The organism is Roseiterribacter gracilis (genome assembly GCA_018332375.1).
In the GTDB taxonomy this organism is placed as follows: domain Bacteria; phylum Pseudomonadota; class Alphaproteobacteria; order BOG-932; family Roseiterribacteraceae; genus Roseiterribacter; species Roseiterribacter gracilis.
In genome coordinates this window covers 1,255,744-1,280,926 of the sequence record BOPV01000001.1, presented here as the reverse complement: position 1 = coordinate 1,280,926, position 25,183 = coordinate 1,255,744, and the positions used below count along the sequence as shown (strand labels likewise).

General features: G+C 64.2%; 24 protein-coding genes. 14 read left to right on the top strand and 10 right to left on the bottom strand.

Going from position 1 to position 25,183, the window contains the following annotated elements; all coding sequences use genetic code 11:
* Positions 1–33 precede the first annotated feature (33 nt).
* From TMPK1_RS06430 to TMPK1_RS06405, 6 genes are read left to right on the top strand one after another with little or no spacing between them, the layout of a single operon-like run.
* On the top strand, positions 34–657 hold the full coding sequence (locus TMPK1_RS06430; protein ID WP_420242130.1) for a TRAP transporter small permease: 624 nt from the start codon (positions 34–36) through the stop codon (positions 655–657).
* Positions 654–1,976 carry a TRAP transporter large permease gene (locus tag TMPK1_RS06425; protein ID WP_420242129.1) on the top strand — a complete coding sequence of 441 codons (1,323 nt, stop codon included), beginning with the start codon at positions 654–656 and terminating at the stop codon, positions 1,974–1,976. The genes TMPK1_RS06430 and TMPK1_RS06425 overlap by 4 nt, the downstream gene beginning before the upstream one ends.
* 9 nt (positions 1,977–1,985) lie before the next feature.
* Entirely contained in the window at positions 1,986–3,143 is a 1,158-nt protein-coding gene (locus TMPK1_RS06420) for a mandelate racemase/muconate lactonizing enzyme family protein (protein WP_420242128.1), read from the top strand.
* Positions 3,144–3,148: 5 nt separating this feature from the next.
* Positions 3,149–3,352 carry a hypothetical protein gene (locus tag TMPK1_RS06415; protein ID WP_420242127.1) on the top strand — a complete coding sequence of 68 codons (204 nt, stop codon included), beginning with the start codon at positions 3,149–3,151 and terminating at the stop codon, positions 3,350–3,352.
* Positions 3,321–4,673: a hypothetical protein gene (locus TMPK1_RS06410; RefSeq protein WP_420242126.1), complete on the top strand. Its 1,353-nt coding sequence runs from the start codon at positions 3,321–3,323 to the stop codon at positions 4,671–4,673. The genes TMPK1_RS06415 and TMPK1_RS06410 overlap by 32 nt, the downstream gene beginning before the upstream one ends.
* Before the next feature lie 58 nt (positions 4,674–4,731).
* On the top strand, positions 4,732–5,217 hold the full coding sequence (locus tag TMPK1_RS06405) for a pyridoxamine 5'-phosphate oxidase family protein (protein ID WP_420242125.1): 486 nt from the start codon (positions 4,732–4,734) through the stop codon (positions 5,215–5,217).
* Between the two features lie 10 nt (positions 5,218–5,227).
* Here TMPK1_RS06405 and TMPK1_RS06400 read toward each other — a convergent pair whose 3' ends face one another.
* Positions 5,228–5,959, bottom strand: coding sequence for a proteasome-type protease (locus TMPK1_RS06400; RefSeq protein ID WP_420242124.1), 732 nt, complete (start codon positions 5,957–5,959; stop codon positions 5,228–5,230).
* Positions 5,960–6,041: 82 nt separating this feature from the next.
* Between TMPK1_RS06400 and TMPK1_RS06395 the strand changes: the two genes are divergently transcribed.
* Positions 6,042–7,052, top strand: coding sequence for an NADP-dependent oxidoreductase (locus TMPK1_RS06395; RefSeq protein ID WP_420242123.1), 1,011 nt, complete (start codon positions 6,042–6,044; stop codon positions 7,050–7,052).
* 3 nt (positions 7,053–7,055) lie between these two features.
* Here TMPK1_RS06395 and TMPK1_RS06390 read toward each other — a convergent pair whose 3' ends face one another.
* The 4 genes from TMPK1_RS06390 to TMPK1_RS06375 all read right to left on the bottom strand — a co-directional run bounded on the left by TMPK1_RS06390 (position 7,056) and on the right by TMPK1_RS06375 (position 11,797).
* Positions 7,056–7,856: a transglutaminase family protein gene (locus TMPK1_RS06390; protein WP_420242122.1), complete on the bottom strand. Its 801-nt coding sequence runs from the start codon at positions 7,854–7,856 to the stop codon at positions 7,056–7,058.
* Positions 7,857–7,868: 12 nt separating this feature from the next.
* Positions 7,869–8,822: an alpha-E domain-containing protein gene (locus TMPK1_RS06385; protein ID WP_420242121.1), complete on the bottom strand. Its 954-nt coding sequence runs from the start codon at positions 8,820–8,822 to the stop codon at positions 7,869–7,871.
* A 1-nt stretch (position 8,823) separates the two neighbouring features.
* Positions 8,824–10,230, bottom strand: coding sequence for a circularly permuted type 2 ATP-grasp protein (locus tag TMPK1_RS06380; protein ID WP_478212883.1), 1,407 nt, complete (start codon positions 10,228–10,230; stop codon positions 8,824–8,826).
* A 283-nt stretch (positions 10,231–10,513) separates the two neighbouring features.
* Positions 10,514–11,797, bottom strand: a complete 1,284-nt coding sequence (locus tag TMPK1_RS06375; RefSeq protein ID WP_420242120.1) for a hypothetical protein — start codon at positions 11,795–11,797, stop codon at positions 10,514–10,516.
* 150 nt (positions 11,798–11,947) lie between these two features.
* Here TMPK1_RS06375 and TMPK1_RS06370 point away from each other — a divergent pair, with 150 nt between their 5' ends.
* Positions 11,948–12,808: a metal ABC transporter solute-binding protein, Zn/Mn family gene (locus TMPK1_RS06370; protein WP_420242119.1), complete on the top strand. Its 861-nt coding sequence runs from the start codon at positions 11,948–11,950 to the stop codon at positions 12,806–12,808.
* Here TMPK1_RS06370 and TMPK1_RS06365 read toward each other — a convergent pair.
* From TMPK1_RS06365 to TMPK1_RS06355, 3 genes are all read right to left on the bottom strand, one after another.
* The gene (locus tag TMPK1_RS06365; protein WP_420242118.1) at positions 12,769–13,692 is read right to left on the bottom strand and encodes a metal ABC transporter permease; all 924 of its coding nucleotides are present in this window, start codon (positions 13,690–13,692) and stop codon (positions 12,769–12,771) included. The two genes, TMPK1_RS06370 and TMPK1_RS06365, sit on opposite strands and share 40 nt — an antisense overlap.
* Positions 13,613–14,353 (bottom strand): metal ABC transporter ATP-binding protein, encoded by a 741-nt coding sequence (locus TMPK1_RS06360; protein ID WP_420242117.1) that lies wholly within the window; start codon positions 14,351–14,353, stop codon positions 13,613–13,615. The genes TMPK1_RS06365 and TMPK1_RS06360 overlap by 80 nt, the downstream gene beginning before the upstream one ends.
* 149 nt (positions 14,354–14,502) lie before the next feature.
* On the bottom strand, positions 14,503–16,293 hold the full coding sequence (locus tag TMPK1_RS06355) for an amidase (protein ID WP_420242116.1): 1,791 nt from the start codon (positions 16,291–16,293) through the stop codon (positions 14,503–14,505).
* Between the two features lie 220 nt (positions 16,294–16,513).
* Between TMPK1_RS06355 and TMPK1_RS06350 the strand changes: the two genes are divergently transcribed.
* From TMPK1_RS06350 to TMPK1_RS06335, 4 genes are read left to right on the top strand one after another with little or no spacing between them, the layout of a single operon-like run.
* A complete protein-coding gene (locus tag TMPK1_RS06350) occupies positions 16,514–16,966 on the top strand; it encodes a (2Fe-2S)-binding protein (protein ID WP_420242115.1) in 453 nt (150 codons plus the stop codon).
* Between the two features lie 14 nt (positions 16,967–16,980).
* Positions 16,981–19,188 carry a xanthine dehydrogenase family protein molybdopterin-binding subunit gene (locus TMPK1_RS06345; protein WP_420242114.1) on the top strand — a complete coding sequence of 736 codons (2,208 nt, stop codon included), beginning with the start codon at positions 16,981–16,983 and terminating at the stop codon, positions 19,186–19,188.
* An 11-nt stretch (positions 19,189–19,199) separates the two neighbouring features.
* Positions 19,200–19,562, top strand: a complete 363-nt coding sequence (locus TMPK1_RS06340; RefSeq protein WP_420242113.1) for a c-type cytochrome — start codon at positions 19,200–19,202, stop codon at positions 19,560–19,562.
* Positions 19,559–20,044, top strand: coding sequence for a YbaY family lipoprotein (locus tag TMPK1_RS06335; protein ID WP_420242112.1), 486 nt, complete (start codon positions 19,559–19,561; stop codon positions 20,042–20,044). Before TMPK1_RS06340 ends, TMPK1_RS06335 begins: the two co-directional genes overlap by 4 nt.
* Here the strand turns inward: TMPK1_RS06335 and TMPK1_RS06330 are convergent.
* Positions 20,041–21,057: a CorA family divalent cation transporter gene (locus tag TMPK1_RS06330; RefSeq protein ID WP_420242111.1), complete on the bottom strand. Its 1,017-nt coding sequence runs from the start codon at positions 21,055–21,057 to the stop codon at positions 20,041–20,043. The two genes, TMPK1_RS06335 and TMPK1_RS06330, sit on opposite strands and share 4 nt — an antisense overlap.
* A gap of 3 nt (positions 21,058–21,060) precedes the next feature.
* Positions 21,061–22,662: an inorganic phosphate transporter gene (locus TMPK1_RS06325; RefSeq protein ID WP_420242110.1), complete on the bottom strand. Its 1,602-nt coding sequence runs from the start codon at positions 22,660–22,662 to the stop codon at positions 21,061–21,063.
* A gap of 247 nt (positions 22,663–22,909) precedes the next feature.
* On the opposite strand from TMPK1_RS06325, the gene TMPK1_RS06320 reads away from it, so the two are divergent.
* A complete protein-coding gene (locus TMPK1_RS06320; protein WP_420242109.1) occupies positions 22,910–23,527 on the top strand; it encodes a LysE family translocator in 618 nt (205 codons plus the stop codon).
* A gap of 77 nt (positions 23,528–23,604) precedes the next feature.
* On the top strand, positions 23,605–25,182 hold the full coding sequence (locus tag TMPK1_RS06315) for a COG3904 family protein (RefSeq protein WP_420242108.1): 1,578 nt from the start codon (positions 23,605–23,607) through the stop codon (positions 25,180–25,182).
* Position 25,183 lies beyond the last annotated feature (1 nt).

Here is a 25,183-nt window from a genome sequence, read left to right as displayed (position 1 = left end):
CAAAAGCCTGGCGTAAAAAAGATTGGGACAGGGATGCTACTTCGAATCCTCGACCGGTTTGAGGAGATCCTCATCGCGACGCTGATGGCAGTCGCGACGACGATCATCTTCGTCGCCGTCGTTCATCGCTACAGCCTGGGGACACTGGCAGATCTCGCCGGCTGGGCGTCGGGACAAGATCTCGACTCGTTGGTGGGCGTGTTTCGTTCGCTCTACAAGACGCTGGCCGGCATCCGCATGACGTGGGCGCAGGAGCTGTGCATCTATCTCTTCGTGTGGATGGCGAAGTTCGGTGCCGCCTATGGCGTGCGTACCGGCATCCATGTCGGCGTCGACGTGATCGTCCGACGCTTGTCGCCCGACAAGCAGCGCTGGGTCACGTGTTTTGCGCTGCTCGCCGGTGCGTTTTTCACCGCGACCGTCGGCACGTTGGGCGCACGTTTCGTCTTGCATATGGCCGCGACGGATCAGGTTTCGACCGATCTCGAGATGCCGATGTGGATCGTCTATCTGTGCGTGCCGTTCGGGTCCTACTTGATGAGCTTCCGCTTCCTGCAGGTGCTGGTGAATTTCATCCGGACCGGAGAAATCCCGCACCACGATCATGGTCACGTTGAAGGCGTCGACCAGCTGTCTGAATTGCAGGCCCGTACATGACCGCGCTTTTCATCTTCGGGCTGCTCGTGGTGCTGATGCTCACGGGCATGCCGATTTCGATCGCGCTGGGCCTGACGGTTCTGACGTTCCTTGCGACCTTGACCAGCATTCCGCTCGACAGCATCGCGCTGAAACTGTTCACCGGCATCGAGAAGTTCGAGATCATGGCGATCCCGTTCTTCATTCTGGCGGGCAATTTCCTGACGCATGGTGGCGTCGCGCGCCGCATGATCAATTTTGCGACCGCGATGGTCGGCCATTGGCATGGCGGCCTGGGTCTCGCGGGCGTGCTGGCCTGCGCGCTGTTCGCGGCCGTGTCGGGCTCGTCGCCTGCGACCGTGGTTGCAATCGGCTCGATCATTCTGCCCGCGATGGTGAAACAAGGTTTCCCCAACAAGTTCGGCGCCGGCATCGTCACGACGTCCGGCGCGCTGGGCATTCTGATTCCGCCATCGATCGTGATGGTGATGTACGCCGTATCGACCGCGGGGCAGACCGCAATCGGTCCCAACGGCGAACGCGTCAGCTCGGCGTCGGTCGGGCAGTTGTTCATGGCCGGCGTCGTTCCGGGACTGGTGCTTGCGACGTTGCTGGGACTCACGACCTGGTGGATCGCGCGCAAGAACGGCTATCCGCGTCTGGTGAAGGCGACCTGGCTGGCCCGTTGGCGTGCTTTCCGTGAATCGCTGTGGGGTCTGGCGCTGATCGTGATCGTGATCGGCGGCATCTATACCGGCATGTTCACGCCGACCGAGGCGGCGGGGATGGCGGCGGTCTATGCCTTCATCATTGCCGTCTTCGTCTATCGCGACATGCCGCTGAAACGCGTCGGCAAAGTATTGCTCGACAGCGCCGCCATGTCGGCGATGCTGCTCTACATCATCACCAACGCGGTGCTGTTCTCGTTCATTATGACGAGCGAAAACATTCCGCAGGAAATGGCGGCATGGATCGTCGATCTCGGCCTCGGTTGGGTCGGGTTCCTATTCCTGGTCAACATTCTGTTGCTGCTCGCGGGCAACGTGATGGAGCCGTCGTCGATCGTGCTGATCATGGCGCCGATCCTGTTCCCGGTCGCGGTGCGGCTGGGAATCGACCCGGTGCATTTCGGCATTCTGATCGTGGTGAATATGGAAGTCGGCATGTGCCACCCGCCGGTCGGGCTCAACCTCTACGTTGCGTCGGGCATTACGCGAATGGGCATTACCGAACTCACCATCGCTGTGCTGCCGTGGCTCGGGACGATGCTCGCCTTCCTGGTGCTTGTGACCTATTGGCCCAACCTGTCGCTCTGGCTGCCGCGGGTTCTTGGTATGTAAGGTTGCGTCATGCGAATCTTAGACATCCGTGAAGCTACGGCGCCGATCTCGTCGCCGATCCGCAACGCCTATATCGACTTCACCAAAATGACCTGTTCGGTCGTTGCGGTGGACCTCGATGACGGGCGCGGCGGAACGGTGACGGGCTACGGCTTCAACTCCAACGGCCGGTACGGTCAGGGAAGTTTGATCCGCGAACGTTTCGCGCCGCGTCTGCGCGAAGCCAAAGCCGACACCTTGCTTGACAGCAACGGTTCGCTGGATCCAGCCAAAGCTTGGGCCGCGATGATGACCAACGAAAAGCCGGGCGGGCACGGCGAACGATCGGTTGCGGTCGGCACGATCGACATGGCGATCTGGGACGCGTTGGCGAAGGCGCTGAAAAAGCCGCTGTTCCGTCTGCTCGCCGAACGTAACAACGTCGCCGCCAATCCCCGCGTCTTCGTCTATGCCGCGGGTGGCTACTACTATCCCGGCAAAGACGACGCACAGCTCGTCGCTGAGATGAACGGTTATCTCGCGCGCGGCTACAACGTCGTGAAGATGAAAATCGGCGGCGCGTCGCTCGATGAAGACAAGCGCCGCATTGAATCGGTGCTGAAAGCGATCGATGGGCGCGGCCGTCTGGCCGTCGATGCCAATGGCCGGTTCGATCTCGAAACCGCGGTCGCCTATGCGCAGGCGCTGAAACACTATCCGCTGTTTTGGTACGAAGAAGCGGGCGATCCGCTCGATTACGAGCTGCAGGCCGAACTCGCCAAGCACTATGACAAGCCGATGGCGACCGGAGAAAATCTGTTCTCGATGCAGGATGCGCGCAACCTGATCCGCTATGGCGGCATGCGTCCCGATCGCGACTGGCTGCAATTCGACTGCGCCTTGTCGTACGGGCTGGTCGAATATCTGCGCACCTTGCAGATGCTGAAAGAGAATGGCTGGTCGTGGTCGCGTTGCGTGCCCCATGGCGGTCATCAAATGTCGCTGATGATCGCGGCTGGTCTCGGCCTCGGCGGTAATGAAAGCTATCCGGATCTTTTCCAGCCCTTCGGCGGTTTCCCCGACGGTGTGCAGGTCGAAGACGGGCACGTCACCATGCCCGATCTCGACGGGATCGGGTTCGAAGGGAAGCGCGACTTGATTACCGAATTGCGGCGCCTGTTGGGATGATGAGGATGCGCGGCGCACTGGCCGTCGCGTATCTGCTGGCAATGCCGGCGGCAGCATCGCAGTCGCCGAGCGATCCCGTGTCCAACGACGTGTTCGAATTGGTGCGCCGTGGCGACCTCGAATGGGCCCGTTCCTACGTCGCGTCTCTGCCGCCGGAATGGCTGCCGTCTGCTGCTGATGGTCGCCGAAGAGTCGGCGAAGAAGAATGACATCGACGGTGTGCGCGCGACTGCACGTTTGCAATTGGCGCAAGCTGATCGGTTGCAGGGCGCCGCAGCGGCGCGTTGCCGCCTAGTCGCGGCAAAGTCTCTTCTGTGGAGCGACGACGAGGCGGGCGCGCGGATGACAGTCCGCGAGATCGACGCGTTGCCCCAGTCCGAGCGCGATTTTCTTGCGGCAAACCTTGCGCTGCTTGCCTATGAGCGTGGTCAAATACGCTTTGCAAAGGATTTGGCCGCCGGGTTCGACCTCGCGCATTTGGAAAATCCGGGTCCGCTGCGCGCCGTGGCATTGACCGATCGGCAACGCGCGGTGCGCGCAATCGGCGACCTACCGCAATGCGCGGCGGTGGAGAAATCGCCGTATCAATGCGTGCATCTCGTTGGCGATGCGGTCGAAGCCGCCGCCAAAGTCGACGGGCAGGCGCAGGCTGCGACGCTTGCGGCGGCGGTTGCGCAACCGCAGGCGCGCGCAATGTTGCGCGAACGGATTGGGCTTCCGGCCGATGCACAGCACGCGCATACGACGGACGTGATGGAGTGGTGGGCGACCATCAAACGCATCACCGAGATGGCGCGCACCGGCAGGATCGACGACGCACTCGACGTCGCGCGCAAGGGCGCACCGCTGATGCGACCGACCTATTTCCTGACGGCCGCGAAAGAGGCCGCGGTTGCCGGACGCTTCGACGATGCCAAGCGCGCCTACGACACGCTACCCAACGACGCTGAGCGCTCCAAAACGCTGGAGCTTATCGCGCGCGATGCCAAGCCGCCGCCGCCATGGCTTGCGGCTGAGATTGAGCGCATCTGGTCGCGCGCGGGTACGCTCGACGAGCAGATACGTATGCGCGTGCAGACGCGTCTGCTGGCGGCGGAAAGCGTGCATGGAAATCTCGACCGCGTCGCGCAACGGATCGCGGAGGTGTCAAAGCCGGACGGATGGCCAGGCGCATGGGAAACTCTTGCTGAACAGGCGATTGCGCGTGGCGAGCTCGATCGTGCGGCTGATGCGGTGTCCGAGTCTCTGCGGCTCGGAGGAGGGCGCATCAAGACTAGCCACGGCGACTGGACGTCGGCGGCCTGGCCGCTCGTTCGCGCCGCGTTGCTGCAGAGACGCGACGACATCGTAACGCCGGTGATGCGCGACATTCCGCAGGCTGCAGATGCAATTCGTCTGGAGGCGGTGCAGGCCTATTTGGTGCATCGCGATCTTGCCGCGGCGCGGCGTTATGCGGCGGCGATCGAGAAGCCGGAGATGCGCGCGCGCGGCGACAGCTGGATCGCCCAGGTCGCGACGCTGGTGCGGTAAGGCCGGAACAAAGCCTCGCTTGATCCGGTTGCTGGTCGAATACGATCAGGAGCAGACCATGCCGAGCCAAGCTGAAATCGAAGCCAAGTTCTGGAAAGAGCTGAAGTCCGACATGACGGTGATGCTCGGTCTTGCGCGGGAAGGACATGCGCAGCCGATGACGGCGCAGCTCGATCGCGATGGCGGACGCGGGCCGATTTGGTTTTTCACAGCCAAAGACACGGATCTGGTGCGCGCGCTTGGCAGCGGGAAGCCCGCAATGGCCCACTTCGCATCGAAAGGCCACGAGCTGTTCGCGTCGCTGGAAGGCACGCTGGTGCCCGACAATGACCGCGCGACGATCGATCGTCTGTGGAACAAGTTCGTCGCCGCTTGGTACGAAGGCGGCAAGGACGATCCCAAGCTGCAGCTGATCCGCTTCGATCCCGTGGATGCGCAGATCTGGCTGAACGAGAACAGCGTGTTCGCTGCCTTCAAGCTGCTGCTCGGTAGCGATCCGAAGCAGGACTACAAGGACAAGGTTGCCGACGTGCAGATGGCGTAACCGCCGTCGGTCAAGTCCAGTCGGGCTGCGGCAGCGATTTGAAGGCTTCGCGCAAAGCGCTGCCCCAGCGTTCGCGAATGACGCGGAAGCTGGGATCTTCGCTGTCAATCCGCTTCTGCAGCGCAACCTTGAACGTGTCATTGCGATAGATCACGAGATCCAGCGGCAAACCGACCGACAAATTGGAGCGCAAGGTCGAGTCCATCGAAATCAGCGCCAGCTTGATCGCTTCGTCGATCGTCGTCGTCTTGTTCACGACGCGGTCCAGGATCGGCTTGCCGTATTTATGTTCGCCGAGCTGAAAGAATGGCGTGTCGTCGGTCGCTTCGATGAAGTTGCCGGCGGCATAGACCTGAAACAGGCGTTGGCGTTCGCCTTTGACCTGGCCACCGATCGCGATCGACGCTTCGAACGAAATATCTTGCGCCGCCAGTGCAGCACCGTCGGTTGCATAGACCGCACGCATCGCAGCGCCGACCAGCCGTGCTGCATGGAACAGATTGGGCACCGACTTCAACGTGTGAGTCTCGCCGTCCAGCTCGACGCCTTCGGCAAGGCGGTTCATCACGCTTTGAGTGATGGCCAGATTGCCGGCAGTCATCGTGACGATGACCCGTTCGCCCGCCTGCTCGACGACTTTCATCTTGCCGAAGGTCGCAATGCGATCGACGCCCGCGTTGGTGCGCGTGTCGGCGAGAAAGACCAGCCCTTCGGTGAGGCGCAGGGCAACGCAATAGGTCATGGTGCGAACAGGCCTGTGGTTTTGGCGGCCCGTCATATGGCACGGGCTTGACCCGCCCCGGAAGCGATTCATGTTGGCTCGCATGGAAAAGAACCGCCGGATCGTGCTCGCACGCCGCCCTGTCGGCGCACCCGTGGCCAGCGACATGCGGCTGGAAGAGGTGGCACTGCCCGCCATCGGCGACGGGCAACTGCTGCTCAAGACGCTGTTCCTGTCGCTCGACCCGTATATGCGCGGCCGGATGAGCGAGGACAGATCCTATTCGCCGCCGATCGCGCTTGGCGATCCGATCGTCGGCCGCACGATCAGCCGCGTCGCCGAGTCACGCAACCGCGACTACGCCGTTGGCGACGTGGTGATGGCGAATAGCGGGTGGCAGACGCATTTCGTGTCCGACGGAACGGCGCTGCGCAAACTCGACATGCAGCATCCGTCGCTGGCATTGGGCGTGCTCGGCAGTGCGGGCTTTGCCGCCTATATCGGGCTGCTTGAAATCGGCAAGCCGAAGCCGGGCGAGACGGTCGCGGTTGCGGCTGCAACTGGTGGCGTCGGCGCGACCGTCGTGCAGCTGGCGCGGTTGCGTGGTGCGCACACGATTGCAATCGCCGGCGGCGCCGACAAAGTCGCTTATGCGCGCGACGTGTTGCGCGCCGACGTTGCGCTCGATCATCGCGCGCCGGATTTTGCCGCCCAGCTCAAAGCAGCGGCGCCGAACGGAATCGACGTCTATTTCGAGAATGTCGGCGGCGACGTGCTGCATGCGGTGGTGCCGTTGCTCAACGATCGCGCGCGCATTCCGATTTGCGGCGTCATCGCCTGGTACAATCTGACCGAAGCGCCGGCGGGTCCGGATTTCTCGCCGTCGCTGGTGCGCACGATCCTGCGGCGGCGTGCCTTGATGGAAGGGTTCGTGGTCAGCGACTGGCTGCACAAGCAGGAACAGTTCTTCGCCGACATGACCAAATGGATCGATGACGGCGCGATCGTCTATCGCGAACATGTCGTCGATGGCTTCGAGAATGCGCCGGCCGCCTTCATCGGCCTGCTCGACGGCAAGAATTTCGGCAAGGTCGTTGTGAAGGTCGCCGACTGACGATTACTGATCGGCGTCGACGCGCACTGTGACGGCAAGCGAGTCCGCACCGCTGCCGAAATGCACGCCGTGCACCGGTGCTGCGGCAAAACTGTCGAGCCCGATTGCGACGCGCACATAGCGATCGGTCGGACATTGCCGGTTGGCGGCATCGAACCCGACCCAACCAAGCGCCGGCACGAAACCTTCGGCCCAGGCGTGGCTGGCCGGTTCGTCACGCCCGTCTTCGCCGGGCCAGAAATAGCCCGAGACGTAGCGCGCCGGCATGCCGAGCAGGCGCGCGGCGCTGCAGAACAATTGCGCGTGGTCCTGACACACGCCGCGCCCATGGGCGAGCGCTTCGGCTGCGGTCGTCGTGCTTTCGGTTGCGCCGACAACCCAATCGACCTTGTCGCGCACCAGCTGCATCAGCGTGTGCAGACGATCGAGTTCGGTGTTGGCGCTGCGCAGCACGTCTTCGGCCAGCGCGCGGATCGCGTCATCAGGATGGGTGCGGCCGGTTTCGCGCAAATACGCGCCGACCGGCAACGTCTCGCGCGTGTCGCGCAGCACGCCCTGCGTGTCGACGGTTTCGACTTCGCCTTCGGCAACCACGCGCACACGTCCATGCGGACGCTGCACGGCGCGGAATTGCGTCCAATTGCCGAACCCGTCTTCGAAGGACGGCCAGCTGCCATCGCCGACCCGCCAATAGCGCACGCGCTGCCCGCCATGCGAGCGCGGCGTCAGCCGGATGAGCTGCACGGTCGAGGCGCTGGGCGCCTCGTAGTCGTGCGCGGTCTCGTGACGGATTCGGAGTTTCATACCGGACGCAGGTTAGAGCGCCAGATAGTGCTGGTCGATTGCGGCGCCGAGTTCTTTCAACTGATCGATGAAGCCGGTGAGGAATTCATGCAGCCCAGCCTGGAAAATCGACTCAATCCGGCTGTAGCGCAGTTCGGCGTGCATTCGCCCCGCCAGACGGTGGCATTCACCGCGCCGTCCGCCGGCGCGGTCGGCCAGCGAGTCCAAGGTGGTGACGATCTGGCTGGCGCAGGACAGTAACGAGCGCGGCAGTTCCGGACGCAGGATCAGCAAGTCGGCGACCAGCCACGGCTGCAGCCGCTGGTGATAGACCCATTGATAGGCGCGCAAGGCCGACACGGCGCGCAACACCGATTGCCATTGCACATAATCCAGCACGCCGCCGACGCCTTCCTGGTCGGGCAGCAGTAGATGGTATTTCACGTCCAGCACGCGCGCGGTGTTGTCGGCGCGCTCCAACGTCGTGCCCAAATGCGCGAACGCATAGCCTTCATTGCGCAGCATCGTGTTGGCATAGGCGCCCGAGAAAGCCAGCGAACGCGACTTCACCCATTCCAGGATCGGCACCAGCCGGTCGACTTCCATGTCGCTGCGCGACAGGCTTTGCACGCCGCGCCAACTATCGGTGATCGCGTCCCACATTTCGACGGTCAGCGCCGTGCGCACGGCGCGCGCGTTGCGTCGTGCGGTTTCGAAACAGGCGCGGATCGAAGACGGGTTGTCGGCGTCGAGCACGAGATATTCGAACACCTGGCTTTGGTCGGGTTCGCACGCGCCATATTTTTCGGTGAAGCCGGGCAGGCAACCCGCCGCGCGCAAGGTCGAGCGCCATTCGTTGGTGTGCAGATCGACCGTGTGCGCGACGCCCGCCATGCGATGGCCGACCAGGATCAGGCGCGCGACGGATTCGGCGCGCTCCATATAGCGCGACAGCCAGAAGAGATTTCCTGCGGTGCGGCTCAGCATGTCAGGATTCCAGCACCCACGTATCTTTGGTGCCGCCACCCTGGCTGGAATTCACCACCAGCGACCCTTCGCGCATCGCGACGCGCGTCAGGCCGCCGGGAATAATGCGGATGTCGCGCCCGACCAGCACGAACGGGCGCAGATCGACATGGCGTGGGGCGATGCCGCTTTCGACAAAACACGGCACGGTGGACAGGGCCAAGGTCGGTTGCGCTACGTAATCTTCGGGACGCGCTTTGATCAGCGCGGTGAACTTGTCGCGTTGTGCTGCGGTTGAATGCGGCCCGATCAACATGCCGTAGCCGCCCGAACCGCGCGCTTCTTTCACCACCAGCTCGTGCAACCGGTCGAGCACATAGGCGCGATCGTCGGGGCGGCCGCAGAGATAGGTCGGCACGTTCTGCAGCAACGGCTCTTCGCCGAGATAAAAGCGGATCATCTCGGGCACGTAGGGATAGACCGCCTTGTCGTCAGCAATGCCGGTCCCGACCGCATTGGCGATCGTCACTGCACCGGCGCGATACGCGGCGAACAGGCCCGCGACGCCCAGCATCGAGTCCGGCTTGAACGACAGCGGATCGAGATATTCGTCGTCGATACGGCGATAGATGACGTCGACGCGCTTGGGACCTTCGGTCGTGCGCATCCAGACCAGACCGTCATCGACGAACAGATCGGCGCCTTCGACCAGCTCGACGCCCATTTCGTCGGCGAGGAAGGAATGTTCGTAATAGGCGCTGTTGAGCGGACCCGGCGTCAGCAGCACCACGGTCGGATCGCTGCGGCAGGCGGGCGGGGCGGCTGATTTCAGCGTTTCGAGCAGCTCTTCGGGATAGCGCGCAACCGGCGCGATCCGGTGCGACGACACCAGATCCGGGAACAGCCGTAGCATCGCTTCGCGATTTTCCAGCATGTAGGAAACGCCGGACGGCGTGCGGCAATTGTCTTCCAGCACGTAAAACTGGTCGGCATCGACGCGCACGATGTCGATGCCCGCAACATGCGTCCATGCGCCCGCAGCGGGCTGCATACCCTGCATTTCGGGACGCCAGCTTTCGTTTTTGAACACCAGCTCTTCCGGCACTTTGCCGGCGCGCAGGATTTCGCCGTTGCCATAGATGTCGGCGAGAAACGCGTTCAGCGCGCGCACGCGTTGCGTCAGGCCGCGGCTCATCCGGGCCCACTCCTCGGCCGCGATGATGCGCGGGATCAGATCGAACGGGATCAACCGTTCCGGGTCGCCGCCTTCGCCATAGACGGCAAAGGTGATGCCGATGCGCCGGAACAGCAGCTCGGCTTCACGGCGTTTGACGTCGAGCGCCTCGATCGGCATCGCATCGAGCCAGGCGCGGATTTGTGCATAAGACGGCCGGACAGAGCCGTTTGCGGTCATTTCGTCGAAGATCACGAGGATCAGCCTAGCAGCAACGAAGCCCGGATAGTCGAGAGGCGATTTTGCGCCCAGTTTGCCGGCGTCGTGCTTAGGGGCTGAGCAGCGCTTTGCGCGCAGTGCGGGCAGATGCGGGCCTGCCAGGAACGATCAGGCTAGAACCTTCGACGTGCTCCGCGGTTGCTCCTGGAAAGGAGCCACGCATGATCGAAGGACAGAAACGCCGGACCCTGGAGCGCGAGATCGAACATCGCGCGCGCGAACTTGCGGATTTCCGCGAACGGCTGCGCGAAGCCGCGCCTCAGCGACCAGACGGCAGCCAGACTTCCAACGTGCCCGGCCGCGGCTTGGGCTCGTAATAGCGCATTGGCAGCAAGTCACTGCGCGGCGCCAGCCCGACGTTGCGCACATAGGCATCGACTTCGCGTTCGAGCGTTTCGCTGCGCGCGCGATCGCCGTCAAAGAAATAGCGCACGCTGGCCTGGTTGATGCGCAGATCGACCGGACGCACTTCGGCGATGCGGAAACCGCGGGCGCGCAGATGTTCGACCAGCGCCGCAGCCGCCTGTTCGCCAGCTGCGTCGCCGCGGCGGTAATGCACGAAGATGCGCTGCGGATCGCCCGCTGCTTGCAACGAAGCCGGCGTCGGCGTGTATGCGCTCGCTTCGGTCGGCGCTGGCGACGGTGGCGCCATCGCCAACGGTGCGGAAATCGCAGCGTCGGATGCGCGCGCGGCCAGCACCAGCGCCGCGCCCAGGATGAAACAGCCAACCGCAACCGTCGCCATCACCGGCATGCCAAGCCGCGTGCGCTCGCGCGGCACCGGGTCGCTCCAGATTCGTTCGGCGACCAGCGGCCGTGCTGGTTCGACGTCATGGTGCTCGTCTGCAGCGAGCGCCAATGCGGCATCGACCAGCGCCGGTTCGACATGCGACGAGGCAGCCGCCAGCAGGCTCGCATGTTCTTCAATCGCTTGGCGCGCATGGATCGCAGTGACCGTGTCCGCCTCGTCCAGCCTGGCGGCAAACAGCGCGCGGCCAGCCAGCACATCGATGACGCGCGGGATGCGCGATGCAGCGGTGCCGATACGCCGGATCGCATCGTCATCGAACAGGTCGAGATCCAACCCGGCGGTACGCAAGCGATGCTCGACATACGGTCTGACTTCCTCCGGTTCGAGCGGTGCAAGCTGCACCGTCACCGTGTCGTCGGTCGGATCGGGATCTTCGATGCCTGCCACCAACATGCGCGTGCCGTGGGCGCGCGCCAGCAACGATGCGCGCGTGGTCGCGTCGAGATGGTCGATCTCGTCGACCAGCAAGGTCGCCGCGTTGGGGGCGATCATCGCCGGCGGTCGCAGCCAGGCAATGTCGCCAGCGGCCGCGACGTCGCGCGCAAGCTGCGTCAGCAACGCACTTTTTCCGACACCGGCTGGGCCAGTGATCGCAACGCGCGAAACGCCGCGCGCCAAGGATGCGGTCGCATCGGCGCGCGCACGCTCGAACGCCAGCGACGGGAAGGGGGCGGAGGTTGCAGCGCGAGGCCGGAACGGATCGCGCGCAGCAGCAGCGTGAATACGACTCATCGCTCACTAATCGGCGCTGGATCCGGCATGTTCCTGGCGCTCCGGTGACAATTCCGAGGCAGTATGTGCACCGGCGATTGTGCAGACGGTGGCGGTAGTTCTTTCGCCGCCGCGCGGATTCCGATAGCAGTGTCGCGCTCTGGAGGGTTCGTGCGCTTTCTCGTCTGTCTTCTGCTCGTTGCGTTCGCGTCGATGGCCCAGGCCGCGCCGCTCAAGCTCGTCGCCAGCTTCACGGTGCTGGCCGATCTCGCGCGCGAAGTCGGTGGTGAGGACGTCGAGGTGACGTCGCTGGTCGGCCCCGATTCCGACGCGCATGGGTTCGAGCCCAGCCCGTCCGATGCACGCCTGCTCGCGGCGGCCGATCTGTTCGTGGTCAACGGGCTCGGCTTCGATCCGTGGGCCGAGAAGCTTGCCAAGTCGGCGCGCTTCCCCGGCACGCTGGTCACGGCAAGCGACGGCGTTACGGTTCGCATGGCCGCCGACCGGCCCGATCCGCACGCGTTTCAATCGGTTGCCAATGCGCGCCTCTACGCGCGCAACATCGCGAACGCGGTTGTAGCCAAGCTTCCCGCACGCGCCGATGCGGTGCGCGCGCGTGCAGCGGCGTATGATGCGCGGCTGGCGGCGCTCGACGCCGACATCCGCAGCACGATCGAGACCGTGCCGGCCGATCGGCGCGTGCTGATCACCAATCACGACGCGTTCGGCTATTTCGGTGCAGCATACGGTTTAACGTTGCTTGCGGTGCAGGGATTGTCGACCGAAAGCGAACCGTCGGCCAAAGCAGTCGCGAACCTGATCCGTGAAATCCGCAGCCGCAAAGCGCGCGCGGTATTTCTCGAGAACATGACCAACCAGAATCTGATGCAGCGTGTGGCGCGCGAGACCGGCGCTGCGATCGGCGGCGCGCTCTATGCAGACGCGCTGTCCAAGCCGGGCGGGCCGGCGACGAGCTATGTCGAGATGATGCGCTACAACGCGCGGACGGTTGCGGCTGCGCTGGTGAAGTAACGCCGCGTTCCGATCGACAGAACATAGAAGACGCCGGCGGCGAGCACGATGCTGGGACCGCTCGGCAGGTCGAACGCGTAGGACGCGATCAAGCCGGCATAGGACGACACCAAGGCCAGCACCGTCGCCAGAATGACGGTGCCCGACAGCGACCGCGCCCATAGACGCGCGGTTGCGGGCGGCAGGATCAACAAGCCGACCGACAGAACTGTGCCCAGCGCCTGAAACGCCGCGACCAGGTTCAGCACCAGCAGCACCAGAAACAACATATGCACCGCGGTTGCGCCGCCGCGCACGCGCAGGAAATCGGGATCGACGGTCGAGACGATCAGTGCGCGCCAGCAGGTCGCGAGCGTCAGCAAGGTGACGCCCGATACGACCGCGATTGCGATCAGCGCCGTATCGTCGATTGCAAGCAGGCTGCCGAACAGCACATGGACGAGGTCGAGATTGCTGCCGGCGGTGCTGAGGATCGCAACGCCGCTCGCGATCGCGAGAATATACAGCGCGGCAAAGCTGGTATCTTCCTGGATCGGCGTGCTGCGCGTGACGAAGCCGGCCGCGATCGCGATGCACAGGCCCGCGATCAACCCGCCGAACCCCATCCAGCTCAACGAAAAGCCCGCGAACAGAAACGCGATTGCGGCGCCCGGCAGAACGGCGTGACTCATCACGTCGGCGACCAGGCTCAAGCGGCGCATTTGCAGCAAGGTGCCGAGCGGTCCGGCGGCGAGCGACAAAGCGAGTGCCGCAACCAAGCCGCGCCGCATGAAGCCGAACTCGACGAAGGGCGACCAGAGATCGCTAGTGGTCATGATGGCCATGATGGTCGTGCGCGTGCGGTTCGGCGTGATGATGGTCGGCAGTCGCAAAGGCGAATGCATTGCCGATCAGATCGGGCGTCAACACCTCGTCGGTGGCGCCCCAAGCGAGCGGGCGTCCGGCAACGACCAGGGTCTGCGGAAAATATTGGCGCACTTCGCCCAGATCGTGCAGCGCCGCGATGATGGTGCGGCCTTGTGCACGCCAGTTCGCGAACAATGCTGCAAGTTGCGCGCTGGTCGCGGCGTCCATCGCCGTGAACGGCTCGTCCAACAATACGATCTCGGCTTCGTCGAGCAGCAGCCGGGCAAACAACGCGCGCTGCAACTGCCCCGCCGACAGTGCGTCGATGCGGCGGCTCGCGAAGGCGGTGAGGCCGACGGTGGTCAGCGCTTCGTCGATACGCGCACGGCGCTTGGCGTCGATCGCGCCGAACCAACCGGTTTCGCGCCACAGCCCGAACGAGACGAGTTCGGCAACGGTGATCGGCACGTTGCGATCGACCGAGCTTTGTTGCGGCAGGTACGCGATGCGCGCGCCGTTGGTGTGCACGTGCCCGTCGCACGGTTTGACCACGCCCGCGATCGCTTTGAGCAAGGTGCTTTTGCCGCCGCCATTGGGCCCGACGACGGCGAGCGAGGTGCCGTTCGCGATCGTGCCCTCAACGTCGCGCAACGCGACGAGGTCGCCGTAGCGCACGCACAGATGATGGATCTCGATCATCCGGCCGACAGCGCCCACCAGACAGCGAGCGCCAGCGGCACAAGAACAAGCAGAACGGCAAGCGCGCGTTGCGGCGCCGACGAGGTGATCCAGCTAGGCATGAGGCGTGAGACATTATAACAGGCCGCCCGAGCCTGCCAGCGCCCGGTTTAGCTGAGATTTGGCCGTTCCTGGGCCACGCCAAGGGCCTGTTCCAGCGCGCGTCCGACCGTGATCAGCGCGGTTTCTTCGAACAAAGGCGCCCACAGGCTGATCGCATGCGGCACGCGGAATTTGGGTGCAGCAGGATCGTTGTTGGGCGGGTCGAGCGGCGTCGGCCGTGTCGCCAGATCGCGGAAGCCCGCACGCATTGCCAGACAGGGATGGCCGGTGAAGTTGGTCACGACCAGCATCGAGCCTGCGAAGTTGGGCCCGATCATCGCATCGACGTCGCTGAACACGCCGTCCATCAGCTCCATCGCGCGCCGGCGAAAGCGCTGGCTCTGCACATAATCGACCGCGCTGGCGAAACGCGCGCGGCGCCAGGTATTGCCCCAGGCATTGTCGCCCTGCTGCCGCAAGGTGCGATCGATATGGTCGAGCGTGATGCGCTCGAACGCAGCCGCGGCTTCGACTTCCAACTGCATGCGCAGCAAGTCCCACGGCTGGTCGGGCAGGGTCACCTCGACCATCTTGGCGCCGAGTTTCTTGGCGGCCTCAAGCGCGGCGCGATCGACGTCGGTTGCGTCTTTCTCGAACAGCGCCGGCACAAAGCCGATCTTCATGTCGCGCAGATCGCGCGTCGCATCGATATCAAGTCCCCAGCCGATGCTCGACGCGTCGGCGTCGTCGCGGCCGTTCAGCACCGACAGAACCAGCGCCGTGTCGTCGACGCTGCGCGCCAGCGCGCCAATCTTGTCGAGCGACCAGCACAAAGCCATGCAGCCTGCACGCGACACGCGGCCGAAGGTGGGGCGCAGCCCGGTCGTGCCGCAGCGATGCGACGGGCTGACGATCGAGCCCATCGTTTCGGTGCCGATGCCGAACGACGCAAGACCGGCGGCGACCGCAGCCGCACTGCCCGCCGACGAACCGCTCGATCCTTCTTTGCGGTTCCACGGATTGCGCGTGATGCCGCCGTACCAGATTTCGCCGCTGGCGAATTCGCCCAAAGTCGTCTTGCCCAGCAGAACGGCGCCTGCTTCGCGCAGCTTGATCGTGATGGTCGCGTCCTGGGTTGCGACCCGGTCTTTGTACGGCGTGCTGCCCCAGGTCGTGCGGATGTTGGCGCTGTCGGCGAGGTCTTTCAGCACATAGGGCAGGCCGTGCAACGGTCCGCGCACCTTGCCCGCTTTGCGTTCGCGGTCGGCATTGGCGGCTTGTTCGCGCGCGACGTCGGCGGTGACGGTGACGAAACAGTCGAGCGACGGCGCGAATTTCGCGATGCGCGCCAGATACAGCTCGGTCAGCTTGGCGCTGGTGATGGCGCCGCGCTGCAGCCACGCCGCCTGGGTACGTGCGCTGGCGAAGGCGATCGACTCCTCGTCGGCGGGCAGGTCGGGCACGGACGCATCCGGCAGGCGCACATTGTTGCGCTGGGTGCGATAGGTGCGGTTCGGCAGGCGCGGATCGAAGATCACTGCCGGCGCCAGATCGTTGGGCGGGTTCAGCGTGCGCAGACGGCGCGCGCGCTCCAGCGTGTCGTCGAACGTGCTCAGCAGTTGCGCACGTTCGGCGTCGGAATACTCGACCTGCGCCAGCTTCGCCGCACCTTTGAGATCGGCGTCGGTGATGCCCGACTTGTTCGGTGTCGGCGCGGCCGCTGCTTTTGCCGCAGGCGGTGCCTTCTTGGGCTCGGCGCCAAAGGCAGCGGCGAGGGGAGCGTTCGCTGCCGTCGCGATAGCGGTCGCCAAAAGAACGCGCCGGCTTGGGCCGGTCGCTTTGTTTTCTGAGTCGCTCATACCGAAGGCTCCCTCGTTATTCTTTGTGCATCGTTCGTCGGACGGTCGTGATCGTTACCCGGAGTGCGCTCCAACACCAGCGCGCTACTGGTGCAAACACGCGATCGGTCAAGCGCGGCCACAACAAAAAAACCGCGAGCATTTCCGAAAGCCGCGCGGCATCTTTGTCTCGTCCGGGGCCTGAATCGCACGGCCCCGTCCAAGCTTGAAGGACAGATCCATGGTCACGCTCGATATCAACGGGGCGAAGAAGCAACTCGACATCGATCCCGAAACGCCGCTGCTGTGGGCATTGCGCGACGGGCTGAAAATGACCGGCACCAAGTTCGGTTGCGGCATGGCGCAATGCGGTGCCTGTACCGTGCATGTTGACGGCCAGCCGACGCGCAGCTGCGTGACGCCGGTGTCGGCGGTTGCGGGACAGAAGATCACCACGATCGAAGGCGCACACAGCAAAGCGGCCGAAGCGGTGCGCGCCTCGTGGCGCAAGCTCGACGTCGTGCAATGCGGCTATTGCCAGTCGGGCCAGATCATGGCCGCGACCGCGCTGCTGGAAAGCAACAAGAAGCCGACCGACGACGACATCGACGCCGCGATGACGGGCAATGTCTGTCGTTGCGCCACCTATCAACGTATCCGCGCCGCGATTCACGACGCGGCGCAATCGCTGTAAGGGCGGGTCACACCATGAAACTCACCAACGACACTGTCGGCCGTCGCGGCTTTCTGGCCGGATCGGCTGCTGCGAGTCTGGTCATCGCGTTCAACCTGACGCCGCACGGCGCGCGTGCGGCGGCTGCGGCGACCAACGCAAAGAATTTCGCGCCCAACGCATTCCTGCGCGTTGCGCCCGACGGCACCGTAACGGTGCTGTCGAAGCATCTCGAAATGGGGCAGGGCAGCTACACCGGCATTGCCACCATCGTTGCCGAAGAGCTGGATGCCGATTGGAGCAAAGTGCGCTGCGAAGGCGCGCCGGCCGATGCCAAGCTCTATTCCAATCATCTGTTCGGCATGCAGGGTACGGGCGGTTCCAGCTCGATCGCCAATAGCTGGGACGAGTTGCGCACGGCCGGTGCGACCGCGCGCGCCATGTTGATCCAGGCTGCCGCGGCGGCGTGGAAAGTGCCAGCCGGCGAAATCGAAACCTCGAAAAGCACGCTGCGCCACGCCGCGTCGAACCGCACCGCGCCCTATGCGCAGTTCGTGTCTGCGGCAGCGGCGCTGCCGGTCCCAGCCGGCGTGAAGCTCAAAGATCCCGCGACCTATACGCTGATCGGCAAGTCCGCGCCGCGTCTCGACAGCAACGCCAAGACCGACGGAACGGCGCAATTCACGCTCGACGTCTATCTGCCCGGCATGGTGACGGCGCTGGTGGCGCGTTCGCCGAAATTCGGCGGCACGGTGAAAAGTGTCGATGCAGCTGCAGCGAAGAAGATCAAAGGCGTGCTCGAAATCGTGCAGATTCCGAGCGGCGTTGCGGTCGTCGCAAAAGACACGTGGGCGGCCAAGCAGGGTCGCGACGCGCTGAACGTTACCTGGGATTTTGCCAACGCGGAGACTCGCAGCACGACGACGATCGTCGCCGATTATAAAAAACTCGCGCAGCAGCCAGGCGCAGTTGCGGCGAAGAAAGGCGACGCGGCGCAGGCTCTTGCCAGTGCAGCCAAGCGCGTGGAAGCGACGTATGTATTCCCGTACCTGGCGCACGCGCCGATGGAACCGCTCGACACTGTGGTCAAGCTAGGACCGGATTCGTGCGAGATCTGGGCCGGCGATCAGTTCCAAACGATCGACCAAGGCAACGTGGCGAAGCTGCTTGGGTTCAAACCCGAGCAGATCAAGATCAACACGCTCTATGCCGGCGGCAGTTTCGGGCGTCGCGCCAACACGCAATCCGACTTCATCGTCGAAGCGGTCGCGGTGGCCAAAGCGATGAAGCAGAAAGCGCCGGTCAAAGTCGTGTGGACGCGCGAAGACGATATTCGCGGCGGTCTCTATCGCCCGCTCTTCGTGCACAAGATGGAAGCGGGCATCGACGCGCAGGGCAACCTGACTGCTTGGACCAATCGTCTGGTCGGTCAATCGATCCTCGTCGGCACGCCATTCGAGTCGATGATGGTGAAAGACGGCGTCGACATGACGTCAGTCGAAGGTTCGGCCGATATGCCGTACGACGTGGCGAATATTCTGGTCGATACGCACAACGCAAAAGCCGGCGTGCCGGTTTTGTGGTGGCGCTCTGTCGGGCACACGCACACGGCGTTCGCGGTCGAAACCTTCCTCGACGACGTCGCCAAAGCCGCGGGCAAAGATCCGTTCGAACTGCGCCGGTCGTTGATGACCGACACCAAGCACACACGGTTGAAAACGGTGCTGGAACTGGCCGCCGACAAGGCCGGCTGGTCGAAGCCGTTGGCGGCGGGACCGGCGGGCGTGCTGCGCGGCCGTGGTATCGCGGCGGCGGAATCGTTCAGCACCTATGTCGCGCAAGTCGCCGAAGTGTCGGTGAAGCCCGACGGCTCGATCAAAGTTGATCGTGTCGTCGTCGCGGTCGATTGCGGCGTCGCGGTCAATCCCGATGTGATCAAGGCGCAGATGGAAGGCGGCGTGGGCTTTGGTCTGGGCGCCTTGTTGCACGGCGAGATCACGTTGAAGGACGGCGAAGTCGAGCAATCGAACTTCCACGACTATGTGCCGTTGCGCATGGACGAAATGCCGAAGGTCGAGGTGTTTATCGTGCCGTCGACCGCGGCCCCGACCGGTGTCGGCGAACCCGGCGTGCCCCCGATCGGGCCCGCAGTCGCCAACGCCATTTTCGCCGCCACCGGCAAGCGCGTGCGCGAATTGCCGTTGACGCAAGAGAAGCTTAAAGCAGCAATAGCTTCTGCCTGATGGAGAGACCTATGTTGAAGCAATTGGCGCTGGTTGCGCTGTCGGTTCTTGCGGTTCCGTCGCTTGCCGCGGCCCAGGACGCGGCCGCCGGCGAGAAGCTGTTCCAGACGCGCTGTTCGACTTGCCACGTGTTCGACGCGGCGAAGAAGCCGGGCCCCAGCCTGGCGCATGTCGTCGGTGCCAAAGCCGGCAGCAACGACGCCGCGTTCAAATATTCCAAGGCGCTGACCAATGCCGGCCTGACCTGGGACGAGGCGACGCTCGGGAAATATCTCGAAGCGCCGTCCAAGCTGGTGCCTGGTACCAGCATGGCGATCAGCGTTCCCAACCCGACCGAACGCGCCAGCATTCTGGCGTATCTCAAAACGAAATGAGCTTGCTGCGCGCAGCCACGTTTGCGTTCGCGCTAGCCGCGACGCTGACGGGCTGCGCGCAACAAGATCCGCAACAAGTCGTCTCGCGCTTTCTGGCTGGTGCGGATGTTGGCGGCTATGGCCGTCTGCCGCGCGCCGGCGTCAAAGCCGAACCGCCCGAAGCACCGTCGGTGCACGGCACCTTGGCTTATCGCGAACGCATCGCGCTGCCGCCCGGTGCGATCGCCGAAGTCGAACTGGTCGAAGCCGCAAAGAACGGCCGCGTCGTCGCTACGACGCGCGTGCCGGTGACGGGCCAGATGCCGATCGCGTTTACGCTGACGCCAGCCGAGAACGCGCTGGCACCGCATCGTCTCTACGCGCTGCGTGCGCGCTTGTTGGTCGACGGCAAAGTGCTGTTCCAGACCGACGGCAAACGGCCGGTCGCCGTGTCGGCGTCGTCGGGCGCGGTTGAATTGCTGTTGGTCGCTGCGCGCCGTTAGCGCCGCAACATCCGGCGCAAGCCCCACAAGATCGGCACCAGGGGCAGGAAGCAGATCAGCAACGACCACCAGAAGCCGCTGTCATCTTCGGTCAGCGGCAGACCTTTGGTGTTCATGCCGAAGATGCCGGCAACCAGACTTGGCGGCAGAAAGATGATCGTCAGCACCGACAGCGTGTGCAGATGCTTGTTGGTCAGCTCTGCCTGTTTGGCTGCGATCTCGTCCTGCAACGAGCGGGCGCGTTCGAGGATCGACACGATCGCCTGATCCAGCCCGTCGAGACGTTGTGCCAGCCGCGCCGCTTCGACGCGCAGGCTGGCGGGAAGCGCAATCGTCGTCTCGCGTTCCAGCCGGTGAAACAACGCGCGCAGCCCCGTCAATTGCCGGTGCAGCCGCACGCACCGTCGGCGCAATAGCGCAACGCGGCGGCGCTCGTCGCCTTCTTCGTCGCTCAAGACCAGATCTTCGATTTCATCCAGTTCGGCGCTGCATTCTTCGTGGATCCGTTCGCCCGCTTCGGCGATTTGTTCGACGATCGCTTCGAGCAGCGAGGCGATCGCAGGGAAGGTGCCGCCGCGATCGACCTGGCGCCTTGCCGCGTCGACGCCTTGCAACGCGTTGCGCCGGCCGCTGATCAGAATTTGTTCGGTGGCGACGAAGCGCAACTGACCGAACTCGTCCAACGTGCCCGACAGTTCGTGCGCGCGATCGGTCAGAGCGCCGAACACATAGCCCTGCGCCACGCGCAGTTGTTGATGTGTGTCGCTGCCGAGCAGGAAGGTGGCGACCTGTTTGCCGGTCGGCGCGTTGTTCAACCAGCGCTGCACGCGAATGTCGGCGAGGTCGAGATGCAGCCACAACCAACCGGTCGTCGGCGTCAGGTCGATGTCGCGTAGCGACAGGTCGCCGGCGCTGCCGCGCCCATGTTCGTCGAACCGGTAGATCCACACCGCCTCGGCGTCGCATGAGATCGCTCCCGCGTTGCTCGTGCTCGCCGTGGCGCGTGTGTCCATCGTTTAGAAGATCGAGCGGAACAGGAAGTAGAGCGAGCCCGACAGCATGATCGAAGCCGGCAGAGTCAGCACCCACGCCATCGCAATGTTGCGGATGGTCGAAAGCTGCAGGCCCGACCGGTTCGCCGCCATGGTGCCGGCAACGCCCGAGGACAGAACATGCGTCGTGCTGACCGGCAGGCCGTACATGTCGGCGAGCGCGATCGTTCCCATCGCGACGATCTCGGCCGACGCGCCTTGCGCGTAGGTCAGATGCGACTTGCCGATCTTTTCGCCGACTGTGACGACGATGCGCTTCCAGCCCACCATCGTGCCAAGCCCCAGCGCAATCGCGACGGCGACTTTGACCCAGTCGGGAATGAAGCGCGTGGCGCCGTCGAGCTTGCTCTTGAAACCGCCCAGCGCCTTGGTCGTGTCGCCGGTGAAGCTTTCGGGCGTATTCTTCCCCGACAGGCGAATGGCTTCGCTGGCCAGGTACATGTCGTTGCGCACGTTGCGCACCAGCTCGCGCGGCACGCGATCCAGCGAACCATATTGCTGCACCTGGCTTGCGATCTCGTTGGTGAGACCAGCCAGCGCCGGTGCGGTTTCGGCGTGCCATTCGCGTTCGCGCACATAGCGGCCGACTTCGTCGCGCGGCGCCTGCGCGACCGTGGCGGAGCCCGCGATTTTGCGCAGCGCGTCGGACGCGACATGCGCGCTGGTGACGAATTCCGCGACCTGCGGTTCGGCAACGGCGCGGTTGAGCGCGAAGGCGGTCGGGACCGTGCCGATCAGGATCAGCATGATCAGGCCCATGCCTTTTTGCCCGTCATTCGATCCGTGAAAAAAGCTGACGCCGGTGCAGGTCAGCACCAGCAGCGCGCGCACCGGCAAGGGCGGCGGCTTGTTGCCTTTGGGTTCCTGATACAGCGCCGGCATGCGCACCAGCGCCTTCATCGACAGCAACAACAACGCAGCGGCGCAGAAGCCGACCAGCGGCGAGATCAACAAAGCGCGGCCGATGCCGGCAGCCTGCGACCAGTCCACGCCGCTGGTGGCGGACCCGGACGTGTTCATCAACTGGTTCATCAAGCCGACGCCGATGATCGAACCGATCAGCGTGTGCGACGAGGACGAGGGCAGGCCGAAATACCAGGTGCCGAGATTCCACAAGATCGCGGCGATCAGCAGCGCGAACACCATCGCGAATCCGGCTTCGCTGCCGACTTGCAGCACCAGCTCGACCGGCAGCAGCGACACGATGCCGAACGCGACCGCGCCGCTCGACGTCAGCACGCCGAGGAAATTGAAAATGCCCGACCACACGACGGCGAGATTGGCCGGCAGCGAATGCGTGTAGATCACGGTCGCGACCGCGTTGGCGGTGTCGTGAAAGCCGTTCACGAACTCAAAGCCCAGCGCGCAGAGCAGCGCTACGCCAAGCAGGACGAACGGAAAGATCGATTGGGTCGGGGCCTGTTCGAGATCGCCGGCGAGATTGGCGCCGACATAGGCAAGGCCAAGCACCAGTACGGCGATAAAGATCAGGCCGGATAGTTTTTCGTGCACCGGCGCAGAGCGCCGCTCGCTTGCAAGCTTATGGTCGAGCGCGGTCGAACTCATGTCCGGATCTCCTCGGCTTTACGTGCGGGGCGCTCTTCCCACGGCCGCAAGAGAATCACAAGACGAAAATCGAGCGTTTTCCTTGCGCGTCCAGAAAACGCGCAATGAACGCAAACTATAGTAACAATGATGAATCAGGCGCCTTCCGGCCGGTCCGTTTGCAGCCCAGCCTTGTGCGGATTCCGGTAGTTGCGGCTCGTGGTTTCACGCAGGCTCCGCAGTTCGTTCTGCCTGCTGGAGTTGCCCGATGACGCTGACCACCGTGCTTGCCTTCGCCCTGACCTTGACCCTGGCGGCTGCATCACCCGGACCCGGCGTCGTCGCGATCATTGCCGCGTCGATCGGCCGAGGCTTCGTCGCCGGTGCTGCGACGACGGCGGGAATCGTCATCGGCGATTTGATTTTCTTCTGTTTTGCGATCTTCGGCTTGACCTTGGTGGCGCAGGCGATGGGCGAGCTGTTCCTGATCGTGAAGTTCGCGGGCGCGGCCTATCTCATCTATCTCGGCGTGAAATTGTGGCGTGCGCCGGTGGTTGCGATCAGCGTCGACGTGCCGGCGGCAACGCGGCGCGGCATCGCGCGCGATGCGCTGGCTGGCCTGGCGCTGACACTCGGCAATCCCAAGACGATTGCCTTCTATCTCGGCGTCTTGCCCAGCGTGGTCGCAATCGACCAGCTCGTGCTGCGCGACGTCGCCGTGTTGACGGTCGTCGATGTGGCGGTCGTGGGTGGCGTGCTGCTCGCGTATGCCGGCTTCGCCGCGCGTGCGCGGTTGAGCTTCACCAAGCCGGCCCGCTTGCGCGTGCTGAATCGCAGTGCAGGGACGGCGATGATCGGTGCCGGTGTCGCGGTGGCAGCGCGCTGACCTGATCGCGATTCCCGTGCCGTTGCGCATGCGCGGCAAACGGGCACAATCGCGCCATGCATTCTACAGTCGATTCTGTGACGTCTGCGGCCGGCAACCAACCGCGGAAGCGCTTCGGTTGGCTTGGGCGCCATTGGCGCGGCGAGTTGCCGTTGGCCCAATCCTATTGGGTCGGCTTCTGGCTCGTTGGCGTCGCGATCAACGTGGCGCTGTACGTCGCCGGCGGCGATCTCGAGAGCCACACGACCTCCTACAATATGTGGTTCGCACTTGGTGCGGTCCTCGTCGGCGCACTGATTGGCATCTGGCAGATCGTCGGCGTGTGGCGCGCGGCTGCGCATGCCAGTCGGCGGGTCTGGCGCGGCCTGGTGCGCCTGCATATGGCGCTGGTCGCATCGGCGTTGGTGCTGGCGGTCCTGTTTGTCGGGGTGATGATCGACCAGATCGCGCCGTTGCTGGCCGGCATCGATCCGCTTGGCAGTGCTTCGATCGAAACGTTGCGCGGCGGTCGTGTCGTCTCGCTGCGCGGCCCGATCGGCAGCGGCGATGCGCAACGATTTGCCGCCGTCATGCAGCGTTCGCCGAACGCGAAGCTGCTGCTGCTCGACAGTCCGGGTGGCCGGATCAACGAAGCCTTTCAGATGGCCGACGTGGTCGCGGCGCGCGGCGTTACGACCGCGATCGTGCAAGGCCGTTGTGCCTCCGCCTGCACCTTGTTGTTCGCCAACGGCAAAGACCGGTTGAGCAGCAAAGCAGTATTTGGCTTCCACCGTCCCGGCGGCCTGCCGGGTTCGCAGGTGCTGTTGCGCGTATCGAAACTCGATGAGGTCTTCCGCACCAAGCTGGTGCGCGCGGGCATCGATGGGGCTTTCGCCGATCGCGGTCTGGCGGTTCCGACCAGCAGCCTGTGGACGCCGACGATCGAAGAATTGACCGCGGCGCATGTCGTGACCGGCCCTGCCGTTGCGCCGTTGGGTGTCGCGTTGGCGCAGCCGCCGCAAGCCCAGCTCGAACGCGATTTCGCTTCGTCGCAATTGCTCGAAGCGATGCGCACCAGCAAACGCTCCAATGCCATCTGGCTGACGGCAGCGAGCGTCGCGGCAACTTATGGGCTTGCGGGCGCATCGGCGGCTGACCTGGAAGCAGCCACGCGTCCGGAATGGGGACATGCGGCAAGCCTTGCAATGACCGGTGCCGATGCGGCGCAGCTCGACCGGCTGATGCAGCATTCGCTGGAAATCATGCGCGCGCAGCAGGCAACCGCGCCGCAGCTTTGCCATGCGCGGTTGATGCGCTTTCCGGTTGAAGATACCAGCCTGTCGCCGGCGCAGCAGGCGCGCGAGCGCGAGATCGCGCTTGCGGCCTTGACCGCCGAACCGTTGCCCGCGTCGCAGCGCGTTGTGATCGAAACCGTCGCGGGGTTGAAGACCGAAGTGCTTGCCCGCGCGCGGGCCAAAGCCAAAGTCAGCGAAGCCGACGTTGCGTCGTTCACCACGCGTCGCGGACGCGACGACGCGCATTGCCGCTACAAGATTGCGCTTGGCGAAGAACTCGCGGCGTTGCCCGACGCGCAACGCACCCGGTTGTTGCGCGTGCTGAACGGCACCGGCGTGTTTGCCCGGCCCGATCTGACGATCACGACCGGCGGGACTTGAT

What these genes read in the sequence shown, in the direction of transcription:
- TMPK1_RS06335 (WP_420242112.1), top strand. Translation starts at nt 19,559, where the DNA reads ATGAGCTTGCTGCGCGCAGCCACGTTTGCGTTCGCGCTAGCCGCGACG.
- TMPK1_RS06325 (WP_420242110.1), bottom strand. Translation starts at nt 22,662, where the DNA reads ATGAGTTCGACCGCGCTCGACCATAAGCTTGCAAGCGAGCGGCGCTCT.
- TMPK1_RS06345 (WP_420242114.1), top strand. Translation starts at nt 16,981, where the DNA reads ATGAAACTCACCAACGACACTGTCGGCCGTCGCGGCTTTCTGGCCGGA.
- TMPK1_RS06340 (WP_420242113.1), top strand. Translation starts at nt 19,200, where the DNA reads ATGTTGAAGCAATTGGCGCTGGTTGCGCTGTCGGTTCTTGCGGTTCCG.
- TMPK1_RS06375 (WP_420242120.1), bottom strand. Translation starts at nt 11,797, where the DNA reads ATGAGTCGTATTCACGCTGCTGCTGCGCGCGATCCGTTCCGGCCTCGC.
- TMPK1_RS06395 (WP_420242123.1), top strand. Translation starts at nt 6,042, where the DNA reads ATGGAAAAGAACCGCCGGATCGTGCTCGCACGCCGCCCTGTCGGCGCA.
- TMPK1_RS06425 (WP_420242129.1), top strand. Translation starts at nt 654, where the DNA reads ATGACCGCGCTTTTCATCTTCGGGCTGCTCGTGGTGCTGATGCTCACG.
- TMPK1_RS06320 (WP_420242109.1), top strand. Translation starts at nt 22,910, where the DNA reads ATGACGCTGACCACCGTGCTTGCCTTCGCCCTGACCTTGACCCTGGCG.
- TMPK1_RS06410 (WP_420242126.1), top strand. Translation starts at nt 3,321, where the DNA reads ATGGTCGCCGAAGAGTCGGCGAAGAAGAATGACATCGACGGTGTGCGC.
- TMPK1_RS06385 (WP_420242121.1), bottom strand. Translation starts at nt 8,822, where the DNA reads ATGCTGAGCCGCACCGCAGGAAATCTCTTCTGGCTGTCGCGCTATATG.
- TMPK1_RS06365 (WP_420242118.1), bottom strand. Translation starts at nt 13,692, where the DNA reads ATGCATTCGCCTTTGCGACTGCCGACCATCATCACGCCGAACCGCACG.
- TMPK1_RS06420 (WP_420242128.1), top strand. Translation starts at nt 1,986, where the DNA reads ATGCGAATCTTAGACATCCGTGAAGCTACGGCGCCGATCTCGTCGCCG.
- TMPK1_RS06405 (WP_420242125.1), top strand. Translation starts at nt 4,732, where the DNA reads ATGCCGAGCCAAGCTGAAATCGAAGCCAAGTTCTGGAAAGAGCTGAAG.
- TMPK1_RS06350 (WP_420242115.1), top strand. Translation starts at nt 16,514, where the DNA reads ATGGTCACGCTCGATATCAACGGGGCGAAGAAGCAACTCGACATCGAT.
- TMPK1_RS06360 (WP_420242117.1), bottom strand. Translation starts at nt 14,353, where the DNA reads ATGATCGAGATCCATCATCTGTGCGTGCGCTACGGCGACCTCGTCGCG.
- TMPK1_RS06430 (WP_420242130.1), top strand. Translation starts at nt 34, where the DNA reads ATGCTACTTCGAATCCTCGACCGGTTTGAGGAGATCCTCATCGCGACG.
- TMPK1_RS06355 (WP_420242116.1), bottom strand. Translation starts at nt 16,293, where the DNA reads ATGAGCGACTCAGAAAACAAAGCGACCGGCCCAAGCCGGCGCGTTCTT.
- TMPK1_RS06415 (WP_420242127.1), top strand. Translation starts at nt 3,149, where the DNA reads ATGCGCGGCGCACTGGCCGTCGCGTATCTGCTGGCAATGCCGGCGGCA.
- TMPK1_RS06330 (WP_420242111.1), bottom strand. Translation starts at nt 21,057, where the DNA reads ATGGACACACGCGCCACGGCGAGCACGAGCAACGCGGGAGCGATCTCA.
- TMPK1_RS06390 (WP_420242122.1), bottom strand. Translation starts at nt 7,856, where the DNA reads ATGAAACTCCGAATCCGTCACGAGACCGCGCACGACTACGAGGCGCCC.
- TMPK1_RS06400 (WP_420242124.1), bottom strand. Translation starts at nt 5,959, where the DNA reads ATGACCTATTGCGTTGCCCTGCGCCTCACCGAAGGGCTGGTCTTTCTC.